Source organism: Lactobacillus kitasatonis DSM 16761 = JCM 1039 (assembly GCF_000615285.1).
In the GTDB taxonomy this organism is placed as follows: Bacteria; Bacillota; Bacilli; order Lactobacillales; family Lactobacillaceae; genus Lactobacillus; species Lactobacillus kitasatonis.
This window is the reverse complement of the sequence record NZ_BALU01000004.1, coordinates 49,326-67,136: the sequence shown is the minus strand read 5'-3', so window position 1 is coordinate 67,136 and position 17,811 is coordinate 49,326. Positions and strand designations below refer to the sequence as shown.

Here is a 17,811-nt window from a genome sequence, read left to right as displayed (position 1 = left end):
CATAATGATCACGGAGACAAGTTAAATTATTTTACTTACTGACAAAATAAAAGTAAAATACCATAACGTATCTTAAAGGGGTGGTGTTTGTATGGAAAACTCATATAGTAAAAGCGTTAATCAAGTATTGGAAATTGCGCGTGAACAAGCACAAAATTTCCATCATCGCTTAATTGGAACAGAACATATTTTATTAGCTTTAGTAATTGAAACAGACGGTGAAGCAGGGAAGATACTTCGTTCATGGGGCTTAACTCCTACTGCTGTGCGTGAAGAAATTGAGCGCTACACTGGCTACGGCTCAGCACCTAAAGCTAGTTATATGGAAATGTCACCTCGTTTGAGTTTGGCATTAGATTATGCTAAAAGACAAGCAGATCAAGGTGGATATAAAGAAATTCAAACTAACCACGTTTTGCTAGGAATAACTGCTAGTGAACAAGTATTGTCAGCAATGATCTTGAAGAACTTAAATGTGGATATTAGTCGCTTGCGTCAAGATGCAATTGACAGTTTGGAACAAGATCAAGACTTTGCCGACTCTGCTAACTGGTTAGGCAACAATAATACGTCAGCAGCACCTGCACAAAAAAAGCGTAAGGCAAGTACAACACCTACTTTGGATAAAGTGGCAGTTAACTTGAATCAACGTTCACGTGAAGGAGCTATCGATCCAGTTATCGGTCGTTCAAAGGAAATTGAACGTGTAATTCAAACTCTTTCTCGTCGTACCAAGAACAATCCTGTTTTGGTTGGTGAACCTGGTGTTGGTAAGACTGCTGTAGCTGAAGCAATTGCAACAGAAATCGTTAAGAAAAAGGTACCAGAAGATTTACTTGATAAGCGTGTCATGGCACTTAATATGGGTAATTTGGTTGCTGGTACTAAATACCGTGGTGAATTCGAAGATCGTATGAAGAAGATCTTGGATGAAATTGCTAAAGACGGTAAGGTCATCTTATTTGTAGACGAAATGCATACTTTAATTGGTGCTGGTGGTGCCGAAGGTGCAATCGATGCTTCTAATATTTTGAAGCCATCACTTGCTCGTGGCGATATTCAAATGATCGGTGCAACTACTTTCGATGAATATCAAAAGTACATTGAAAAAGATCAAGCTTTGGCTCGTCGTTTCCAACAAGTTCGTCTTAACGAACCTTCAAGAAAAGAAACATTGGCTATTTTGCAAGGCTTGAAGTCCAAATATGAAAAGTTCCACCACGTAACTATTTCTGAAGCTAGTCTTGAAGATGCGGTTGATTTATCAAGTCGCTACATTTCTGACAGATTTTTGCCAGACAAGGCTATCGACTTGGTCGATGAAGCTAGTGCCGCAGTTAAGATCCGCAATAATGTGGGTTCCAATGATAAGCTGGTTCAAATCAACGATAAGATTAAGAAGTTAATTGATCAAAAGAATGAAGCTGCTGCAAGTCAAAACTTTGTTAAGGCTGCTCAATTGCAAGATGAACAAAATAATTTGCAAGCACAACGTGAAAAGTTGATTGATACTTTGCATTCTAAAGTAAGTAAGAGTGCAATTGTTGAACCTGAAGATATTGCTAAGGTAGTTTCGGATTGGACTGGCGTTCCTGTTACTCAAATGAAGCGTAACGAAACACGTCAATTGGCTAACCTTGAAAGTGTCTTGCATAAGCATGTTATCGGACAAGATAAGGCAGTTTCTGCAGTTGCGCGTGCTATTCGTCGTAGCAGAAGTGGTATTAAGGATGAACGTCGTCCAATTGGTTCATTCCTATTCTTAGGACCAACAGGTGTTGGTAAGACTGAACTTGCTAAGGCAGTTGCTGCAGCAATGTTTGGCTCAGAAGACAACATGATTCGTCTTGATATGTCCGAGTACATGGATCAAATTGCTTCAAGTAAGTTGATCGGTTCAGCTCCTGGTTATGTAGGTTACGAAGAAGGCGGTCAACTTTCTGAACAAGTTCGTCGTCACCCATACTCAGTAGTTTTGCTTGACGAAGTAGAAAAAGCACATCCAGATGTGTTCAATTTGCTTTTGCAAGTACTTGATGAAGGTTTCTTGACTGACTCTAAAGGTAGAAGAGTCGATTTTAGAAATACCATTATTATCATGACTTCTAACTTGGGCTCACGCTCATTGTTTGATACCAATGCAGTCGGCTTTAACGCTGATAACGCAGATCAAGCTAAGGAAAGACAAGGCAAGGTTGAACAAGCAATCAAACAATTCTTCCGTCCAGAATTTTTGAATAGAATTGATGAAATAATTGTCTTCGATGAGTTAACTAAGAAGCAATTACGTAGCATTGTTACTTTGCTTACTCATAAATTGGTTGAACGTTTGCAAAAGAAGGGTATTACGCTTAAGCTTTCTCGCGCTGCTTTGGACAAGATTGTTCAAGACGGTTACGACCCAGAAAATGGTGCACGTCCTCTTAGAAGAGCAATCCAAAATGACATTGAAGATAAAGTAGCTGAAATGTTGATAACTGGCGAAGTTCAAAAGGGTGATACCTTGAAGATTGGTAGTCAACATGGCAAGTTGAAATTTGAAGTTACCAGATCTACCAAAAAATTAGAAAAAGTCAAGTAGTAATAGGCGTTTAACCTTGACTTTTTACCTAAAATAACATATAATTTTTGCTGATTTAAAAAGACTGAGATTCAGGATTTTGCTGATCTATTGTCCAGCAAAATGATATTGACAAAAACGACATACGTTGTTTTTGTCTTTTTTATGCCTAAAATTGCGGTTTTTTAAATTTGTAACAGAAATGTAATATTTGCTTTCTTAGACAGAAAGGATGTTTTTTCCTTGTTAAATGGACACGTAGTGAACTACGGTAAGCATCGAACTAGACGCAGTTTTTCCCGAATTAAGGAAGTATTGAAGCTGCCAAACTTGACCGATGTTCAAACCGAATCATATAAGTGGTTTCTTGATAAAGGCATTAAAGAAGTCTTTGACGACATTATGCCTATTAGTGACTTCTCAGGTAAGCTTTCATTAGAATATGTTGGCTACAAGCTTCAAAAGCCTAAGTACACGGTTGACGAAGCTCGTGATCACGATGCAACTTATGCTGCACCAATGCACGTAACCTTAAAACTTACTAACCAAAAAACTGGTGAAATTAAGACACAAGATGTATTCTTTGGCGATTTACCATTGATGACTGAATCAGGTTCATTCATCGTTAACGGTGCCGAAAGAGTTATCGTTTCACAATTGGTAAGATCTCCAGGTGTATATTACTCTGGCGATTACGACAAGAACGGTCGTCAAATCTTTGGTACTACTGTTATTCCTAACCGTGGTGCTTGGCTTGAATATGAAACTGACGCTAAGAATGTTTCATTTGTTCGTGTTGACCGTACTCGTAAGTTGCCACTTACAGTTTTGATTAGAGCAATGGGTATTGGCTCTGACAGCGACATTATTGATATGTTTGGTCAAAGCGATACTTTGCAATTTACTTTGGACAAGGATGTTCACAAGAACCCAGCTGACTCACGTGTAGCTGAAGCTTTGAAGGACATTTACGAAAGACTTCGTCCAGGTGAACCAAAGACTACTGATTCATCACGTTCATTGCTATATGCCCGTTTCTTTGATCCACGTCGTTATGACTTGGCACCAGTTGGTCGTTACAAGATCAACAAGAAGCTTTCACTTAAGAACCGTTTGTACGGTCAAACCTTAGCTGAAACTTTAGCTGATCCAGATACTGGTGAAATTATTGCTAAGAAGGGTACTGTTGTTAACCACGAAATAATGGACAAGCTTGCTCCATACCTTGATCGTGATGACTTCAAGATGGTAACTTACCAACCTTCAAAGGAAGGTGTTTTACCAGATCCTATTACTGTTCAAGAAATTAAGGTTTACTCAAAGGTTGACCCAGAACGTGAAGTTAAGTTGATGTCTAATGGTCACATTGCTGCAGACGTTAAGCATTTGACTCCAGCTGATGTTTTGGCTTCAATCAACTACTTCTTTGCATTACAAGACAAGATTGGTACTACTGATGATATCGACCACTTGGGTAACCGTCGTATTCGTCGTGTTGGTGAACTTCTTCAAAACCAATTCAGAATTGGTTTAGCAAGAATGGAACGTGTTGTTCGTGAAAGAATGTCAATCCAAGATCCATCAACTGTTACTCCACAACAATTGATCAACATTCGTCCAATTGTTGCAAGTATCAAGGAATTCTTCGGTTCATCACAACTTTCACAGTTCATGGACCAACACAACCCATTAGGTGAATTGACCCACAAGCGTCGTATGTCAGCTTTAGGGCCTGGTGGTTTGACTCGTGATCGTGCCGGATATGAAGTTCGTGACGTTCACTATACTCACTATGGTCGTTTGTGTCCTATTGAAACACCTGAAGGTCCTAACATTGGTTTGATTAACTCACTTGCTTCATACGCAATCATTAACAAGTATGGTTTCATTGAAACTCCATACCGTCGTGTTTCTTGGGATACCCACAAGGTAACTGATAAGATCGACTACTTGACTGCTGACGAAGAAGATAACTACATCATTGCCGGTGCTAACACTCCTTTGAACGATGATGGTTCATTTAAGGAAAAGCTTATCTTGGCTCGTCAAAAGGAAGATAACGTCGAAGTTACTCCAGACAAGATTGACTACATGGACGTTATTCCTAAGCAAGTTGTTTCAGTTGCTTCAGCATGTATTCCATTCCTTGAAAACGACGACTCCAACCGTGCTTTGATGGGTGCCAACCAGCAACGTCAGGCTGCTCCTTTGATCAACCCACACGGTTCACTTGTTGGTACTGGTATGGAATATCGTGCAGCTCACGATTCAGGTGCCGCTTTAATTGCTAAGGCTGCAGGTACTGTTGAATACGTTGATGCTAACGAAATCCGTATTAGACGTGAAGATGGTACTTTGGACAAGTACACTCTTGAAAAGTACCGTCGTTCAAACAACTCTAAGTCATACAACCAAACTCCTAACGTTAAGTTAGGTGATCATGTTGACGTAAGCGATGTAATTGCTAACGGTCCTACTATGGATCATGGTGAACTTGCTTTAGGTCAAAACCCATTGATCGCATTCATGACTTGGAACATGTACAACTACGAAGATGCCATCATGCTTTCAGAACGTTTGGTTAAGGATGATGTTTACACTTCAATTAGTATCGAAGACTACGAATCAGAAGCTCGTGATACTAAGCTTGGTCCTGAAGAAATTACTAGAGAATTGCCTAACATCGGTGAAGATGCATTAAAGGACCTTGATGCTGATGGTATCGTTCGTGTTGGTGCTGAAGTTCACGATGGTGATATTTTGGTAGGTAAGGTAACTCCTAAGGGTGTAACTGAATTATCTGCTGAAGAAAGATTACTTCACGCTATCTTTGGTGAAAAGGCTCGTGAAGTTCGTGATACTTCACTTCGTGTACCACACGGTGGTGGCGGTATCGTTCAAGATGTTAAGGTTTATACTCGTGAAGCCGGCGACGAACTTTCTCCAGGTGTAAACACTATGGTTCGTGTATACATTGCACAAAAGAGAAAGATCCAAGTTGGTGACAAGATGTCTGGTCGTCACGGTAACAAAGGTACTGTTGCCGCAGTTGTTCCAGAAGAAGATATGCCATACCTTCCAGATGGTACTCCAGTAGACATTTGTTTGAACCCAATGGGTGTTCCATCACGTATGAACATTGGACAGCTTCTTGAATTGCACTTGGGTGCTGCTGCTCGTCAATTAGGTATTCACGTTGCAACTCCAGTATTTGATGGTGCAAACGAAAACGATGTTTGGGATACTGTTCGCCAAGCTGGTATTGATAAAGATGGTAAGACTGTTATTTACGATGGTCGTACCGGTGAACCATTCCACAACCGTGTATCAGTTGGTGTCATGCACTACTTGAAACTTACTCACATGGTTGACGACAAGATCCACGCTCGTTCAATTGGGCCTTACTCATTGGTTACTCAACAACCTTTGGGTGGTAAAGCTCAATTCGGTGGTCAGCGTTTCGGTGAAATGGAAGTTTGGGCTCTTGAAGCTTACGGTGCTGCTTACACCTTGCAAGAAATTTTGACTTACAAGTCAGATGACGTTGTTGGTCGTGTAAGAGCATACGAAGCTATCGTTAAGGGCGAAAGAATTCCTAAGCCAGGTGTACCTGAATCATTCCGTGTTCTTGTAAAGGAACTTCAATCATTAGGTTTGGACATTCGTGTTCTTGATATGAACCACAAGGAAATTGAACTTCGTGACATGGATGAAGAATCAAGTGAACACTTGAACATCGATACTTTGTCACGTATGGCAGAAGAACAAGAAAAGAAGAAGTTAGCCGAAGAAACTGGAAAATCAGAAGATAATGAAAAGACTGCAGACCAGCTAGTAGCTCCTGCAGACGAATCTGACGGTAAAGTTTCTAAATAGTAGGAGGTTAAACTTTTGATCGACGTAAATAAGTTTGAAAGTATGCAAATTGGTCTTGCATCACCTAACAAGATCAGAAGCTGGTCATATGGTGAAGTTAAGAAGCCAGAGACCATCAACTACCGTACTTTAAAGCCTGAAAAAGATGGCTTGTTTGATGAAAGAATTTTTGGACCAACAAAAGATTGGTCATGTGCTTGTGGTAAGTACAAGGGTGTTAGATACCGCGGCATAGTTTGTGATCGTTGTGGTGTTGAAGTTACTTCTTCAAAGGTAAGAAGAGAACGTATGGGCCACATCGAATTAGCAGCTCCTGTAACCCATATTTGGTACTTCAAAGGTATTCCATCAAGAATGGGTTTGGTATTGGATATTTCTCCAAGATTGCTTGAAGAAGTAATTTACTTTGCTGCATACATCGTAATTGACCCAGGTGATACTGATCTTGAACCTAAGCAATTATTGACTGAAGCTGAATACCGTGAACAAAAGGCAAAATACGGTAATCGTTTCGTTGCCAAGATGGGTGCTGAAGCTATCCGTGATTTGCTTAAGAAGGTTGACCTTGACAAAGAAGTTAAGGATTTGAAGAAAGAACTTCAAACTGCAACTGGTCAAAAGCGTACTCGTGCAATCAGACGTTTGGATATCTTGGACGCATTCAAGAACTCAGGCAACAAGCCTGAATGGATGGTTATGGATGCAGTTCCAGTTATTCCACCAGATCTTCGTCCAATGGTTCAACTTGAAGGTGGCCGTTTCGCAACTTCAGATTTGAACGATTTGTACAGACGTGTTATTAACCGTAACAACCGTTTGAAGAGATTGCTTGATTTGAACGCTCCTAACATTATCGTTCAAAACGAAAAGCGTATGCTTCAAGAAGCTGTTGATGCCTTAATTGATAATGGTCGTCGTGGTCGTCCAGTTGTAGGACCAGGTAACCGTCCACTTAAGTCACTTTCACACATGCTTAAAGGTAAGCAAGGTCGTTTTCGTCAAAACTTACTTGGTAAGCGTGTTGACTACTCAGGTCGTTCAGTTATCGATGTTTCACCAAAATTGAAGTTCTATCAATGTGGTGTTCCTCGTCCAATGGCTTTGGAATTATTCAAGCCATTCGTAATGCACGAGTTGGTAAAGCGTGGTATTGCTTCAAACATTAAGAATGCTAAGCGTAAGATCGACCGTGAAGACGACGATATTTGGGATGTACTTGAAGACGTTATTAAGGAACGTCCAGTTCTTTTGAACCGTGCACCTACTCTTCACCGTTTGAGTATCCAAGCATTCGAACCAGTTTTGGTACCAGGTAAGTCAATTAGACTTCACCCATTAGCTTGTGAAGCTTACAACGCCGACTTCGACGGTGACCAGATGGCCATCCACGTACCACTTTCAGATGAAGCTGTTGCTGAATCACGTTTGCTTATGCTTGCTGCTCACCACATTTTGGCTCCTAAGGATGGTAAGCCAATCGTTACTCCATCACAGGATATCGTTTTGGGTAACTACTGGTTAACTCAAGCTGAACGTGGTCGTGAAGGTGAAGGCATGATCTTCAGTTCACCAGCAGAAGCAACTGTAGCTTACGAAAATGGTGACATTCACTATCACACCATTATTGGTATGTCAGCTGATTCTATGCCTAAGAAGCCATGGCCTAAGGGACATGAACACGGTATTTTCGTTACTACTTATGGTAAGATCGTCTTCAACCAATTGTTCCCAGATGATTACTTCTACATCAACGAACCAACTGAGAAGAACTTAAACAACCCATTGGATGCTAAGTACTTCTTAGATGAGGGTGAAGACATTAAGGATAGAATCAATAAAGTTGCTGACGACTTAATTGATAGTCCATTTAAGAGTAGTTTCTTATCAGATTCTATTGCTACTATCTACAAGTACTACAAGGTTCAAAGAACTTCAGAATACTTGGATGACTTGAAGAAGTTAGGTTACACTAGTTCAACTACTTCAGGTATTACTATTGGTATGACTGACGTTCCTGAAATCCAAGACAAGGATGAAAAGGTAGCTAAGGCACGTAAGCAAGTTGACGTTGTTTCTAAGCAATTTAGACGTGGTTTAATTACTGAACAAGAACGTCACGACCGAGTAATTAGCATTTGGAATGCATGCAAGGATGAAATCCAAAACGAAATTGCTCAAATTCACTCACCTCGTAACCCAATTTCAATCATGGCCGACTCAGGTGCCCGTGGTAACATTTCTAACTTTACTCAGTTAGCTGGTATGCGTGGTTTGATGGCTACTCCAAACGGTGGTTTGTTCGAAATCCCAGTTACCTCAAACTTCAAGGAAGGTTTGTCAGTGCTTGAATTGTTCATGTCCACTCACGGTGCTCGTAAAGGTATGACTGATACTGCTTTGAAGACTGCTCAGTCAGGTTACTTGACTCGTCGTTTGGTTGATGTTGCTCAGGACGTTATTATCCGTGAAGACGATTGTGGTACTGATCGTGGTATTACAGTTAGCGCCATCATGGAAGGTGACGAATTAATTGAACCATTATTTGACCGTTTACTTGGTCGTTTCACTGCTGAAACTGTTAAGGATCCAAAGACCGGTGAAACTATCGTCGGTAAGGATGTCATGATGGACGAAGCTATGGCTCACAAGATTTGTGATGCTGGTGTAACTAACGTTAAGATTCGTTCAATTCTTACTTGTGACACTTCTCACGGTGTATGTCGTAAGTGTTACGGTATGAACCTTGCTACTGGTGAAGAAGTTGAAGTCGGTGAAGCAGTTGGTACTGTTGCCGCACAATCAATTGGTGAACCAGGTACCCAGCTTACTTTGAGAACTTTCCACAACGGTGGTGTTGCCGGTGCTGAAGATATTACTCAAGGTTTGCCTCGTGTTCAAGAATTGTTCGAAGCACGTAACCCTAAGGGTCGTGCAACCATTTCTGAAGTAGATGGTGTTGTTGATTCAATTCAAGAAAACCCAGCAGAACATACTCGTGAAATCACAGTTAAGGGTAAGATTGATACTAGAAGTTACAGCGTTCCTTACACTGCTTCTGTTGCCGTAGCTGAAGGTGATACTGTTCACTGTGGTGATAAGTTGACTCTTGGTTCTATTGACCCTAAGGAATTGATCCAAGTAACTGATACTTTGACTACTGAAAAGTACATCTTGGCTGAAGTTCAAAAGGCCTACAGAATGCAGGGTGTAGATATTTCTGATAAACACGTCGAAGTATTGACTCGTCAAATGCTTCAAAAGGTACGTGTACTTGACCCGGGTGAAACTGACATCTTGCCAGGTGAAGTAATGGATATCGGTCAATTTAGAGACCGCAACAAGGAAGTAATTATTTCTGGTGGTATTCCAGCAACTGCACAAAGCGTAATCTTAGGTATTACTAAGGCCGCTTTGGAAACTAACAGTTTCTTGTCAGCTGCTTCATTCCAGGAAACTACCCGTGTTCTTACTGATGCTTCAATCAGAGGTAAGAATGACCCACTTCTTGGTCTTAAGGAAAACGTTATTATCGGTAAGATCATTCCAGCTGGTACTGGTATGCCTGTATATCGCAGCATGGAACCCGAAGCTGACGTTAAGAAGCCAGATTCGGTTTACTCAATTGCTGATATCGAAAAACAAATGAAAGAAAAGGACAAGACTAAGTAAAAATAGTTTTGTTTAACAAAAAAGAGTTCCTATCTTAATTGATAGAAACTCTTTTTTTATACTAGAAATTGAGTAAATGCCAATCCAGTAAAGATGAAGGGCAAGAATGGAAAACTTTGATTTTTATCGTTTCTCTCAATGAGAAAAACGATAATTGCTAGAAGAGAAGCGATGAGTAAAGTGAAATTAGCTACGGTTGTAGAGAAGTAACTCGAAATTATTAAATAGATAATTAAATCGCCTGACCCCATTTTTTGTTTGAAAACATTCCAGCCTAGAATAGATATGATGCATATAAAAGAAATCCAATCGATTAGGTTATAATTGGAAAACTGATTATAAAAGATAGCAATTAACGTAGCTGGAACAAGGAAAAGTAAATCAAAATTTTGTTGATTATAATCAGAGATAGTCACTAATAATAATGAAAAAAGCAAGATTGATGTTAAAATGCCATTTTTGTTACTAAAATCAATTGTGGTAAAGGCAATACCGCCGATTAATTCGAATAAGAATAATTCTGCTGGAATAGAAGATTGACAATATTTACAACGACCTCTTAAAACCAAAAACGAAAACAATGGTATTTCATCTAAAAGTGAAAGTTCAGATTTACAATTGTCGCAATGAGAACGAGCAAAAATAATATTTCTTTCAGGCCACCGTTCATAAATAACCAATGCGTGGGATGCAAGACAAGTACCGATAATAAAGTTGAAAAAATAATATATTGAATTCAAAAAATCACCTCATTATTTATTACGCAAAAAAGGGAGATTTTTCTTTTTTTATTTTGAAAAAATTTGATTTCTGTTTAAAACCGAGTACAATAGTCTTTGTATGTTTTGAACAGTCTATTCGTGAGTCAAAAAAGAAACTCCCGGATGTGTGAACAAAATAGTATTTTTAGGAGGAAAAATTAATGCCAACCATTAATCAATTGGTAAGAAAAGGCCGTCATTCAAAGGTTACTAAATCAAAGTCACCTGCTTTGAATTACAGCTACAACAGTATGAAGAAGGAATCAGTATTCAACCCAGCTCCACAAATGCGTGGTGTTGCAACTCGTGTTGGTACTATGACTCCAAAGAAGCCTAACTCAGCTTTACGTAAGTACGCTCGTGTTCGTCTTTCAAACTTGATCGAAGTTACTGCCTACATCCCAGGTGAAGGCCACAACTTGCAAGAGCACTCAGTTGTATTAATCCGTGGAGGTCGTGTAAAGGACCTTCCTGGTGTACGTTACCACATCATTCGTGGTGCCCTCGATACTGCTGGTGTTGATGGCAGAAAGCAAGGCCGTTCTAAGTACGGTACTAAGAAAGATTAAAGGAGGAGTTAAATAATGCCTAGAAAAGGTCACGTAACTAAGAGAGACGTTTTAGCAGATCCAGTTTACAACTCAAAGCTTGTTACCAAGTTAATCAACCACTTAATGATTGATGGTAAGAGAGCTAAGGCATCTTCAATCCTTTACGATGCTTTCAACATTGTTCAAGACAAGACTGGTAAGGAACCACTTGATGTATTTGAAGAAGCTATGAACAACGTTATGCCGGTTTTGGAAGTTAGAGCTCGCCGTATCGGTGGTTCAAACTACCAAATCCCAGTTGAAGTACGTCCTGAAAGAAGAACTACTTTAGGTTTAAGATGGCTTGTTTCATACGCTCGTTTACGTAACGAACACACTATGGATGAACGTTTAGCTAACGAAATTATCGATGCTTCAAACAACACTGGTTCAGCAGTTAAGAAGCGTGAAGATGTTCACCGTATGGCTGAAGCTAACCGTGCATTTGCACACTACCGCTTCTAATTTGTTCGTTTTAATTTAAGGAGAGAATAATTTATGGCTAACAAGCGTGAATTTCCATTAGCAAAGACACGTAACATTGGTATTATGGCCCACATCGATGCGGGTAAGACTACTACTACTGAACGTATCCTTTACTACACTGGTAAGATCCACAAAATTGGTGAAACTCACGAAGGTGATTCACAAATGGACTGGATGGATGAAGAAAAGGAACGTGGTATCACCATTACTTCTGCAGCTACTACTGCACAATGGAAAGACCACAGAATTAACATCATCGACACCCCAGGACACGTTGACTTCACTATCGAAGTAGAACGTTCACTTCGTGTTCTTGATGGTGCCGTAACTGTTCTTGATGCCCAAGCTGGTGTTGAACCACAAACTGAAAACGTATGGCGTCAAGCTGAAACTTACGGTGTTCCTCGTATTGTTTTCGTTAACAAGATGGATAAGATCGGTGCTGACTTCGATAAGTCAGTTAAGTCATTGCACGAACGTTTAAACGCTAATGCACATGCTGTTCAAATGCCAATTGGTTCAGCTGACACTTTTGAAGGTGTTATCGACTTAATCAACATGGTTGCCGACATCTACGACGAAGACAAGCTTGGTTCTAAGTGGGATACTGTTCCAGTTCCTGACGAATACAAGGAAGAAGCTGAAGCACGTCGTAACGACTTAATTGAAGCTGTAGCCGATGTTGATGACGGCATCATGGAAAAATTCCTTGGCGGTGAAGAAATTTCTAACGATGAATTAAAGGCAGCTATCCGTAAAGCTACTTTGGACTTGAAGTTCTTCCCAGTTTACGCTGGTTCAGCATTCAAGAACAAGGGTGTTCAAATGATGCTTGACGGTGTTATTGACTACTTGCCATCACCACTTGACGTTAAGCCTTACGTTGCTCACAATCCTAAGACTGGTGATGAAGTTGAACTTATGGCTGACGATAAGAAGCCATTTGCAGCTCTTGCATTCAAGATCGCTACTGACCCATTCGTAGGTCGTTTGACTTTCATCCGTGTTTACACCGGTTCTCTTGAATCAGGTTCATACGTATTGAACGCTTCAAAGAACAGTCGTGAACGTGTAGGTCGTTTGCTTCAAATGCACGCCAACTCAAGAACTGAAATTCCAGAAGTATTCTCAGGTGATATCGCTGGTGCTATCGGTTTGAAGAACACCACTACTGGTGACTCATTAACTGACCCAGATCATCCACTTATTTTGGAAAGCTTGAAAGTTCCAGATCCAGTTATCCAAGTATCAGTTGAACCTAAGTCAAAGGCTGACCGTGATAAGATGGACGTTGCTTTGCAAAAGCTTACTGAAGAAGATCCAACTTTCCGTGCTGAAACTAACCCAGAAACTGGTCAAACTTTGATTTCAGGTATGGGTGAACTTCACCTTGACATCATGGTTGAACGTATGAGACGTGAATTTAACGTTGATGCTAAGATCGGTGAACCACAAGTTGCTTACCGTGAAACCTTCACCAAGGAAGCTAAGGCACAAGGTAAGTTCGTTCGTCAATCAGGTGGTAAAGGTCAATACGGTGACGTTTGGATTGACTTTACTCCTAACGAAGAAGGCAAGGGTTACGAATTCGAAGATGCCATCGTTGGTGGTGTTGTTCCTCGTGAATTCATTCCTTCAGTTGACCAAGGTTTACAAGAAGCTATGAAGAATGGTGTTCTTGCAGGTTACCCATTGATCGACGTTAAGGCTAAGCTTTACGATGGTAGTTACCACGAAGTCGACTCATCAGAAGCTGCCTTCAAGGTTGCTGCTTCACTTGCTTTGAAGAACGCTGCTTCAAAGGCCGGCGCGGTTATCTTGGAACCAATTATGAAGGTTCAAGTAACTACTCCAGAAGAATACTTAGGTGACGTTATGGGTTCAATCACTGCTCGTCGTGGTACCATGGAAGGTATGGAAGACAGAGCCGGTGCAAAGATCATTAACTCATTTGTTCCACTTTCAGAAATGTTTGGTTACGCAACTACTTTGCGTTCATCAACTCAAGGTCGTGGTACATTTACTATGGTATTTGATCACTACTCACCAACTCCTAAGTCAATTCAAGCTGAAATCATCAAGAAGCGTGGCGGCGAAACTGAATAATTTCAGTTAAAAAAGCCGAAATGCTTTTAGCTTAATTGAAAACAATTACATACAAAAAAGAGTTATTGAAGATTTTTCAATAGCTCTTTTTTTGAAAAAATTTTTAGAAAAATGCCCTTAACCCTTGATATTTAAGGGGAGACAAAGTACAATAGTCTTTGTGCTTTAGGGGCAATTGTGCTCTAAAGCTAGAATATTGTTGTAAAGCTTTGACGCAAAAGGTTGCGGCACACCAGGCTGCATTGCCACAGTGGCGTGCGGGGAATTTTTGCCGAGCTAGTCATCTTTTAAAGAAGACGTTAAGGAGGTAATTTAATGGCAAGTCAAACAATTCGTATTAGACTTAAGTCCTACGAACATGGTATTCTCGATGAATCAGCTGCTAAGATCGTAGCTACTGCAAAGAGAACTGGTGCTGAAATTTCAGGTCCAGTTCCTCTTCCAACAGAAAGAACTTTATTCACTGTTCTTCGTTCACCACACAAGGACAAGGACTCACGTGAACAATTTGAAATGCGCACTCACAAGCGTTTGATTGACATTTTGAATCCAACACCTAAGACTGTTGATTCATTAATGAAGCTTGATCTTCCAAGCGGCGTAGACATCGAAATTAAACTGTAATTTAAATAATAGAAAGAGGTGTAAACATGACCAAAGGAATCTTAGGAAGAAAAGTTGGTATGACTCAAATCTTTACTAAAGATGGTGTCCTTGTTCCTGTAACTGTTGTAGAAGCAACTCCTAACGTTGTTATGCAAGTTAAGACTGTTGAGTCAGACGGTTACGAAGCAGTTCAATTAGGTTACCAAGACAAGCGTGAAGTTTTGAGCAACAAACCAGAAAAAGGTCATGCTGATAAAGCAAAGACTTCGCCTAAGCGCTTCATTCGGGAAATCCGCGGTGTTGAGCTTAAGGACTATGAAGTCGGCTCAGAAGTTACTGTGGATACATTCAAGGAAGGTGACGTTGTAAACGTTACTGGTACTTCAAGAGGTCATGGATACCAAGGTAATATTAAGCGTTGGGGCCAATCAAGAGGACCAGAAACCCACGGTTCAAGATACCACAGAATTCCTGGTTCAATGGGTTCCATCATTAACCGTGTACCAAAGGGCAAGCGTTTGCCAGGTCACATGGGTGTAAAGAAAGTTACCATTGAAAACTTAGTAATTGAAAAAGTTGTTGCAGATAAGAACGTATTAATGATTAAGGGTAATGTCCCTGGTGCTAAGAACTCATTAATCGTTGTTAAGACTGCTTCTAAAGCTGTTAAGGCTGATAAATAGGAAGGAGGACTAGAATGGCTAATTTAAAAGTTATGGATCAAAACGGTAAAGACTCTGGTGAAGTTACTTTAAACGATAAAGTTTTTGGTATTGAACCTAACGATAATGTCGTTTTTGAAGCAATCATTAGACAAAGAGCCGGCAAGCGTCAAGGTACCTCAAAGGTTAAGAATAGATCTGCTGTTCGCGGCGGTGGTAAGAAGCCTTGGAGACAAAAGGGTACTGGTCGTGCTCGTCAAGGTTCTATCAGAGCTCCACAATGGCGTGGCGGTGGTACAGTATTTGGCCCAACTCCACGTTCATACGCATACACTATGCCAAGAAAGCAACGTCGTTTGGCTATTAAGTCAGTTCTTTCTCAAAAGTTGATTGACAATGATTTAATCGTTTTAGACAAGTTGACTATGTCAGCTCCTAAGACTAAGGAATTAGTATCAATGTTAAACAGCTTAAACGCTGACGGTAAGGTTTTAATTGTTACTGATGATAACAATGTACAACTTTCCGCAAGAAACTTGGCTAAGGTTAAGGCTGTTCCAGTTAACGGTTTGAATGTTGAAGATGCTGTTAACTACAGCAAGTTAATCTTGTCTCAAGACGCTGTTAAGAAGATCGAGGAGGTTTTGGCTTAATGGATGCACGCGATATCATTTTAAGACCTGTCATTACTGAAAAGTCCACGAACTTAATGGATGATAAGAAGTACACTTTCGACGTGCTTTTAACTGCAACCAAGACACAAGTTCGCAATGCTGTTGAAGAAATCTTCGATGTTAAAGTAAAGAGCGTTAACATTATGAACGTTCGCGGCAAGGACAAGCGAGTAGGTCGTTACACTGGTAAGACTGCTCGTCGTAGAAAGGCTATTGTTGCTTTAACTGACGATTCAAACAGTATTAAGATTTTCCAAGACGAAGATAAAGAAGACAACAAGTAATAGGAGGTCAGTCAATTGGCTATTAAGATTTACAAGCCAACCACGAATGGTCGTCGTCATATGACTTCTTCCGACTTTGCGGAGATTACCAAGACAAAGCCTGAAAAGACTTTACTTGAATCACAATCACACACTGCAGGTCGTAACTCATATGGTCATATCACTGTAAGACACCGTGGTGGTGGTCACAAACAAAAATACCGTATCATCGACTTTAAGCGTAACAAAGACAATGCAAAGGCAGTTGTAAAGGCAATCGAATACGATCCAAACAGAACTGCTAACATCGCTTTGCTTCACTACACTGATGGTATCAAGGCTTACATTTTGGCACCTAAGGGCTTAAAGGTTGGCGACATCGTTGAATCAGGCGACGAAGTTGACATTAAGCCAGGTAATGCATTAGCATTGAAGAATATCCCTACTGGTACTTCAATTCACAACATTGAATTGAAGCCAGGCAAGGGTGGTCAACTTGTAAGAAGTGCTGGTGCTTCAGCTCAAGTTTTAGGTGTTGATGGAGACTACACTTTGATTAGATTACAAAGTGGCGAAGTTCGTAAGATTTTATCATCATGCCGTGCTACTATCGGTGTGGTCGGTAACGAACAACACTCCTTAATCCAATTAGGTAAAGCTGGTCGTAAGCGTTGGTTAGGCAAGCGTCCTCAATCACGTGGTTCTGTAATGAACCCTAACGATCACCCACATGGTGGTGGTGAAGGTAAGGCTCCTGTTGGTCGTCCACAACCTATGACTCCATGGGGTAAGAAGGCTCGTGGTATCAAGACTAGAGATGTCAAGAAGGCTAGCGAGAAGTTAATCATTCGTCACCGTAAGGGTAGCAAATAATAGAAGGAGGGTTAATTAATGAGCCGTAGTATTAAAAAAGGTCCTTTTGCTGATGCATCTTTATTAAAGAAGGTTGATGCACAAGCAGATGCAGATAAGAAACAAGTTATTAAGACTTGGTCACGTCGTTCAACTATTTTCCCTTCCTTTGTAGGTTTGACTATAGCTGTTTACGATGGTAGAAAGCATGTTCCGGTATATGTTACTGAAGACATGGTTGGTCATAAGTTAGGTGAATTTGTTCCAACAAGAACTTTCCACGGACACAAATCCACTGATGATAAAGCCACAACACAAGCTTAGAGGAAGGAGAAACATCTAAATGGCAGAACAAATTAGTTCAGCTAAAGCTGAAGCAAGAACTGTTCGCATCGCTCCAAGAAAAGCTCGTTTAGTCGTTGACTTAATTCGTGGCAAGAGCGTTGCTGAAGCATTAGCAATCTTAGAATTTACGCCTAGAGCTGCTTCCCCAATCGTTGAAAAAGTTTTACGTTCAGCTATTGCTAACGCAGAACACAACTACGATCTTGAAAGTGCTAACCTTTACGTATCAGAAGCTTACGTAAACGAAGGTGCAACCTTGAAGAGATTCCGTCCACGTGCTAAGGGTATGGCTTCTCCAATTAACAAGAGAACCAGTCACGTAGTTGTAGTAGTTTCAGAAAAGAACGATTAAGGGAGGTAT

14 protein-coding genes are annotated in these 17,811 nt (G+C 40.4%); 13 read left to right on the top strand and 1 reads right to left on the bottom strand.

The genetic code is table 11. From position 1 onward, the window contains the following. Positions 1-91: 91 nt before the first annotated feature. From JCM1039_RS03845 to rpoC, 3 genes are all read left to right on the top strand, one after another. On the top strand, positions 92-2,581 hold the full coding sequence (locus JCM1039_RS03845; protein WP_025014723.1) for an ATP-dependent Clp protease ATP-binding subunit: 2,490 nt from the start codon (positions 92-94) through the stop codon (positions 2,579-2,581). A 222-nt stretch (positions 2,582-2,803) separates the two neighbouring features. Next, positions 2,804-6,436 (top strand): DNA-directed RNA polymerase subunit beta, encoded by a 3,633-nt coding sequence (rpoB, locus tag JCM1039_RS03840; RefSeq protein ID WP_025014722.1) that lies wholly within the window; start codon positions 2,804-2,806, stop codon positions 6,434-6,436. Positions 6,437-6,451: 15 nt separating this feature from the next. Next, on the top strand, positions 6,452-10,105 hold the full coding sequence (rpoC, locus tag JCM1039_RS03835) for a DNA-directed RNA polymerase subunit beta' (RefSeq protein ID WP_025014721.1): 3,654 nt from the start codon (positions 6,452-6,454) through the stop codon (positions 10,103-10,105). Positions 10,106-10,161: 56 nt separating this feature from the next. Here the strand turns inward: rpoC and JCM1039_RS03830 are convergent, their stop codons facing one another. Next, positions 10,162-10,845 carry a prepilin peptidase gene (locus tag JCM1039_RS03830; RefSeq protein ID WP_025014720.1) on the bottom strand — a complete coding sequence of 228 codons (684 nt, stop codon included), beginning with the start codon at positions 10,843-10,845 and terminating at the stop codon, positions 10,162-10,164. Positions 10,846-11,027: 182 nt separating this feature from the next. On the opposite strand from JCM1039_RS03830, the gene rpsL reads away from it, so the two are divergent. The 10 genes from rpsL to rplV all read left to right on the top strand — a co-directional run bounded on the left by rpsL (position 11,028) and on the right by rplV (position 17,802). Further along, complete coding sequence (gene rpsL / locus JCM1039_RS03825) at positions 11,028-11,435, top strand: 30S ribosomal protein S12 (RefSeq protein WP_025014719.1); 408 nt, start codon at positions 11,028-11,030, stop codon at positions 11,433-11,435. A gap of 15 nt (positions 11,436-11,450) precedes the next feature. After that, positions 11,451-11,921 (top strand): 30S ribosomal protein S7, encoded by a 471-nt coding sequence (gene rpsG, locus JCM1039_RS03820; protein WP_003549021.1) that lies wholly within the window; start codon positions 11,451-11,453, stop codon positions 11,919-11,921. A 33-nt stretch (positions 11,922-11,954) separates the two neighbouring features. Next, a complete protein-coding gene (gene fusA / locus JCM1039_RS03815) occupies positions 11,955-14,048 on the top strand; it encodes an elongation factor G (RefSeq protein ID WP_025014718.1) in 2,094 nt (697 codons plus the stop codon). Positions 14,049-14,363: 315 nt separating this feature from the next. Continuing rightward, positions 14,364-14,672: a 30S ribosomal protein S10 gene (gene rpsJ, locus JCM1039_RS03810; protein WP_025014717.1), complete on the top strand. Its 309-nt coding sequence runs from the start codon at positions 14,364-14,366 to the stop codon at positions 14,670-14,672. 26 nt (positions 14,673-14,698) lie between these two features. Continuing rightward, positions 14,699-15,337, top strand: a complete 639-nt coding sequence (gene rplC, locus JCM1039_RS03805; protein ID WP_005720335.1) for a 50S ribosomal protein L3 — start codon at positions 14,699-14,701, stop codon at positions 15,335-15,337. 14 nt (positions 15,338-15,351) lie between these two features. Further along, complete coding sequence (gene rplD, locus JCM1039_RS03800; protein ID WP_025014716.1) at positions 15,352-15,969, top strand: 50S ribosomal protein L4; 618 nt, start codon at positions 15,352-15,354, stop codon at positions 15,967-15,969. After that, positions 15,969-16,274, top strand: coding sequence for a 50S ribosomal protein L23 (gene rplW / locus JCM1039_RS03795; RefSeq protein ID WP_025014715.1), 306 nt, complete (start codon positions 15,969-15,971; stop codon positions 16,272-16,274). The genes rplD and rplW overlap by 1 nt, the downstream gene beginning before the upstream one ends. A 15-nt stretch (positions 16,275-16,289) precedes the next feature. Further along, positions 16,290-17,126, top strand: a complete 837-nt coding sequence (gene rplB / locus JCM1039_RS03790) for a 50S ribosomal protein L2 (RefSeq protein WP_025014714.1) — start codon at positions 16,290-16,292, stop codon at positions 17,124-17,126. 18 nt (positions 17,127-17,144) lie between these two features. Then, positions 17,145-17,429, top strand: coding sequence for a 30S ribosomal protein S19 (gene rpsS, locus JCM1039_RS03785; protein WP_005720340.1), 285 nt, complete (start codon positions 17,145-17,147; stop codon positions 17,427-17,429). A 19-nt stretch (positions 17,430-17,448) separates the two neighbouring features. Next, entirely contained in the window at positions 17,449-17,802 is a 354-nt protein-coding gene (gene rplV / locus JCM1039_RS03780) for a 50S ribosomal protein L22 (protein WP_003625788.1), read from the top strand. The last annotated feature ends 9 nt before the right edge of the window (positions 17,803-17,811 follow it).